Annotated in this window: 4 protein-coding genes; 3 read left to right on the plus strand and 1 reads right to left on the minus strand. The window is 64.9% G+C overall.

From position 1 onward, the window contains the following. Window positions 1-853 (minus strand): acetylornithine deacetylase (argE, locus tag EOC06_RS19960; RefSeq protein ID WP_128308591.1); only part of this gene is annotated, 853 nt, incomplete at its 3' end. 279 nt (window positions 854-1,132) lie between these two features. Here argE and EOC06_RS19965 point away from each other — a divergent pair. The 3 genes from EOC06_RS19965 to EOC06_RS42960 form a co-directional block, all read left to right on the plus strand. Then, window positions 1,133-3,202: an NAD(P)-binding protein gene (locus EOC06_RS19965; protein WP_128308592.1), complete on the plus strand. Its 2,070-nt coding sequence runs from the start codon at window positions 1,133-1,135 to the stop codon at window positions 3,200-3,202. 82 nt (window positions 3,203-3,284) lie between these two features. Then, complete coding sequence (locus EOC06_RS19970) at window positions 3,285-3,887, plus strand: ANTAR domain-containing response regulator (RefSeq protein ID WP_128308593.1); 603 nt, start codon at window positions 3,285-3,287, stop codon at window positions 3,885-3,887. A 2-nt stretch (window positions 3,888-3,889) separates the two neighbouring features. Continuing rightward, window positions 3,890-4,634, plus strand: a 745-nt coding sequence (locus tag EOC06_RS42960; protein WP_245469834.1) for a CmpA/NrtA family ABC transporter substrate-binding protein, incomplete at its 3' end; no start/stop codon positions are given.

The following is a 4,634-nucleotide window of genomic DNA, read 5'->3' on the forward strand; positions in this document are numbered from 1 at the left end:
GGTTCGAGGCTTCGGAAGCAATATGAGCAGCCTCCTTGCGCAGGCGGTCGAGAATCTCATGCGGATCGTCGGCCGCGACATTGCGGATCTCGAAGTCGACCTGGCAGAGGTTCGGAACGATGTTCAGCGCCACGCCGGCGTTGATCTTGCCGACATGGACGGTCGTGTAGGCAATGTCGTAGTCGCCGTCGCGGGCGCCATCGCGCACCAGCCGGTCCTGCTCGCGGCGCAAGGCGGCGACGAAGTCGCAGCCGAGATGGATAGCATTGAGCGCCAACGGAGCCAGCGCCGAATGGCCCTCGCGTCCCTTGCAAAGCGCGCGTGCGGCAAGCTTGCCCTTGTGGCCCGTCGCCACCTGCATGTCGGTGGGCTCGCCGACGATGCACAGCAAGGGCCGCTGCGGGGCTGCTTGCAGCATGTCGATCAGGCTGCGCACGCCGATGCAGCCGATCTCCTCGTCGTAGGAGAGCGCCAAATGCAGCGGCGTGCGCAGCGTCATTTTCGATGCTTTAAGGCACGCCGCGAGTGCGCAGGCCACAAAACCCTTCATGTCGGCTGTGCCACGTCCGTAAAGCTTGCCGTCTCGGCTCGTCATCTCGAAGGGCGGCAGCGTCCAAGCCTGGCCGTCGACGGGGACGACGTCGGTGTGGCCGGACAGCATGATGCCGGAAGCATCAGTCGGTCCGATGGTGGCAAACAAATTGGCCTTGTGGCCGTCCTCGCTGTGGATGATCTGGCTGGCAATGCCGTGCGCGTCCAGCAGCTCCGCCACGTAGCCGACGAGGGCGAGGTTCGAATCGCGGCTCACCGTCGGGAACGCGATCAGTTTTTCAAGGATCTGGATGCTGTCCATGCGTCTTGTGTCTCATTGGGCGTGCGCGCTATCTAACATTGCGCGGCGGCGGCCTTGAAGTCGCATTTGGCTCAGCCGGGATTCAGCGGATGCTAATCCATGCAGTGCTGCCGATTAGGCGCGTCCTAACCGGCACAGAAGAAATCTGTTGTTTCCCGGCGCTTGCCGCAACTTATGAATGGTCTCACGGCATCAACCCACTGGGCTGGCCGGCTTGCACCTTGGCTCGAAACCATGATCGGGCATGTGCAAGGCGACGCTGGCAGGAAGGCACGTTCCATGCGCGATCCGCGCTACGACATTCTGTTCGAGCCCGTGAAGATCGGTCCGGTGACCGCCAAGAACCGCTTCTATCAGGTTCCGCATTGCAATGGCGGCGGCTATCGCGATCCTTCGGCCGCGGCCGAGATGCGCCGCATCAAGTCGGAAGGCGGCTGGGGCGTCATCTTCACCGAGCAGACCGAGATGCACCACACATCGGAGATCACGCCCTTCATCGAGCTCAGGCTGTGGGACGACGCCGATATCCCGGCGCTGGCGAAGATGGCAGAGGCCATGCACCAGCATGGCGCGCTGGCCGGCATCCAGTTGGCCTATTCGGGCATCAACGGTCCCAACCTCTACACCAAGGAGGTACCGCGCGGACCGTCGGCCCTGCCGATCCGAACCTTCACCAACGATCCGGTGCAGGCGCGCGCCATGGACAAGCAGGATATTCGCGACCTGCGCCGCTGGCACCGCAATGCATTCAAGCGTGCCAAACTGGCGGGCTTCGACCTGGTCTGCCTCTACGGCGCGCATGGCTTCGGCATCATCCAGCACTTCCTGTCCACCGCCACGAACCAGCGCAGCGACGAATATGGCGGCTCGCTGGAAAACCGCTCGCGGCTGATGCGTGAGCTAATCGAAGAGGGCAGGAACGCCATCGGCGACACGTGCGGCCTAACGCTGCGGCTGTCGCTGGACGAGATGATCGGCGAGCTTGGCTTCGGCAACTCCGAAGTGCGCGACATGATCGAGATGCATGCCGACCTGCCAGACCTCTGGGACCTGGCGCATGGCGCCTGGGAGGACTGTTCGGGGCCGTCGCGGTTCAAGGAGGAGGGCGCGCAGGAGAGCCTGGTGTCCGGCATCAAGATGCTGACCTCGAAGCCGGTCGTCGGCGTCGGTCGCTTCACCTCGCCGGATGTGATGGTGAAGATGATCAAGTCCGGCACGCTGGACTTCATTGGCTGCGCGCGGCCGTCGATTGCCGATCCCTTCCTGCCGAAGAAGGTGGAGGAGGGGCGGATCGAGGACATTCGCGAATGCATCGGCTGCAACATCTGCATCACCGGCGACATGACCATGTCGATCTCTCGCTGCACGCAGAACCCGACCTTCATGGAGGAGTGGCGCAAGGGCTGGCATCCCGAACGGATGCAGGCCAAGGGCGACAGCGACAGCGTGCTGATCGTCGGCGCCGGCCCGGCCGGGCTGGAGGCGGCGCGTGCACTCGGCCTGCGCGGCTACCAGGTGGCCATCGCCGAAGCCGGAACCGAACTCGGCGGCCGCGTGGCGCGCGAGTGCCGCTTGCCCGGTCTCTCGGCATGGGGGCGTGTGCGCGACTATCGCCAGTACCAGATCAGCCAGATGTCCAATGTCGACGTCTATTTCGAAAGCCGGCTGTCGGCCGAGGAAATCCTCGCCTTCGGCTTCCAGAACATTGCCGTCGCCACCGGCTCGACATGGCGCCGCGATGGCGTGGCGCGCGCGCATGTCGTGCCGATGCCGGTGGACCCGGCCATGCCGGTCTACACGCCGGACGATTTGATGGGCGGCAATATACCGACCGGCACTGTCGTGCTGTTCGACGACGATCACTATTACATGGGCGGTGTCCTGGCCGAGCTGATGGCGCGGCAGGGCGCGAAGGTGACGCTGGTGACGCCGTCGGCCTATGTGTCCGACTGGACCCGCAACACGCTGGAGCAGGGCGCCATCCATCGCCGGCTGGCCGAACTCGGCGTCGAGATCGTGCTGAACCGGGCCGTGACGCGCATCGTGGCGGGTGGGGTTGCCACTGCGTGCGCCTATACGGGCAGCCAACGCGACTTCGCCGCGGACGCCGTCGTGCTCGTGACGTCGCGCCAACAGGACGATGGCGTCTGGTGCGAACTGAAGGCGCGGCGGGATCAATGGGCCGATAGCGGCATCCGCTCGATCAAAGTCATCGGCGATGCCGAGGCGCCTGGCCCGATCGCCTGGGCAACCTACGCCGGCCACCGCTTCGCCCGCGAGCTGGACGAAGCCGACATCGGCGACGCACTGCCCTTCCGCCGCGAGGTCACGGCGCTGGCGGTGGATTAGGCGCCTGTGGCGCGGTCACCGAATATTGGGTTGTTCAACCATACCGCATTGCACAATTCCTTCGCTTGGTCACAATGCAGGCATGGTTCGAACCACACTCGCCGTCCTGGTGATCGATGAAAACCGCATCCGCGCCGCGATCATCGAGGCGGGATTGCGCGAGGCCGGCCATGAGCGTGTCACCGTCATCCATGACGTGACCGGCATTGCGCGGCGGATCGCCGAGATCGAGCCCGATGTCATCGTCATCGATCTCGAAAACCCGAACCGCGACATGCTGGAAAACATGTTCCAGCTGTCGCGCGCCGTAAAACGGCCGATCGCCATGTTCGTCGACCGCTCCGATCAGGCCTCGATCGAGGCGGCGGTCGATGCCGGCGTTTCGGCCTATGTCGTCGACGGTCTGCGGCAAGAGCGCGTCAAGCCGATCCTCGACATGGCGGTAAGCCGCTTCAACGCTTTTTCGCGCATGGCGCGCGAACTGGAAGAGGTTCGCGGCGAGCTAGAGAGCCGTAAGGTGATCGATCGTGCCAAGGGCATATTGATGAAGTCGCGAGGCCTCTCCGAAGAGGCGGCCTACACGCTGCTGCGCAAGACGGCGATGAACCAGAACCGCAAGATCGGCGACATCGCCCAGAGCCTGGTGACTGCCGCCGGGCTGCTGGGACCGCCGGAGGACGAATGAGCATGACTGCTGCGCACCAGATCACCGCCGGTTTCATGCCGCTTTTCGACAGCGCCGTGCTGGTCGCGGCCGGGGAGCTTGGCTTTGCCGCACGAGAAGGCATCGACCTCACCCTACACCGCGAGACGTCCTGGGCCAACATCCGCGACCGCATCGCCATCGGTCACTTTCATCTCGCGCATATGCTGGGACCGATGCCGCTCGCCTGCAATCTCGGGCTGACGCCACTCGCTTCGGAAACCATCGTGCCGTTCTCGCTCGGGCTCGGCGGCAATTGCGTCACCGTCTCCAACACCGTCTGGGCCGGAATGGTGGCGCAGGGCGCCGAAGCCGATCTTGATCCGGCGCGCGCCGGTGCGGCGTTGCGCGCGCTCATTCGCGAGCGCGCTGCGGCCGGTGGCGACCCGCTGCGCTTCGCCGTGGTGCATCCGCATTCCGGGCACAATTACGAACTCCGCTACTGGCTCGCCGCCTGCGGCATCGATCCGGCGCGCGAAATCGAGATCGTCATCGTGCCGCCGCCCTTCATGGCGGATGCGCTGGCCACCGGCCGCATCGACGGGTACTGCGCAGGCGAACCCTGGAACAGTGCTGCGGTTGCCGCCGGCACCGGGCATATCGTCACCGTCAAGGCGCGGATATGGCGTAACAGCCCGGAGAAGGTGATCGGCGTACGCAAGGCGTGGGCAGACGAAAAACCCGAGGCACTGGCGGCGCTGCTGCGTGCGCTGCATCACTCGGCGCGCT

Source organism: Mesorhizobium sp. M7A.F.Ca.MR.362.00.0.0 (assembly GCF_004023175.1).
In the GTDB taxonomy this organism is placed as follows: Bacteria; Pseudomonadota; Alphaproteobacteria; order Rhizobiales; family Rhizobiaceae; genus Mesorhizobium.

Coding starts and splice junctions, on each gene's coding strand:
- EOC06_RS19965 (WP_128308592.1), top strand. CDS start 1,133: ATGCGCGATCCGCGCTACGACATTCTGTTCGAGCCCGTGAAGATCGGT.
- EOC06_RS19970 (WP_128308593.1), top strand. CDS start 3,285: ATGGTTCGAACCACACTCGCCGTCCTGGTGATCGATGAAAACCGCATC.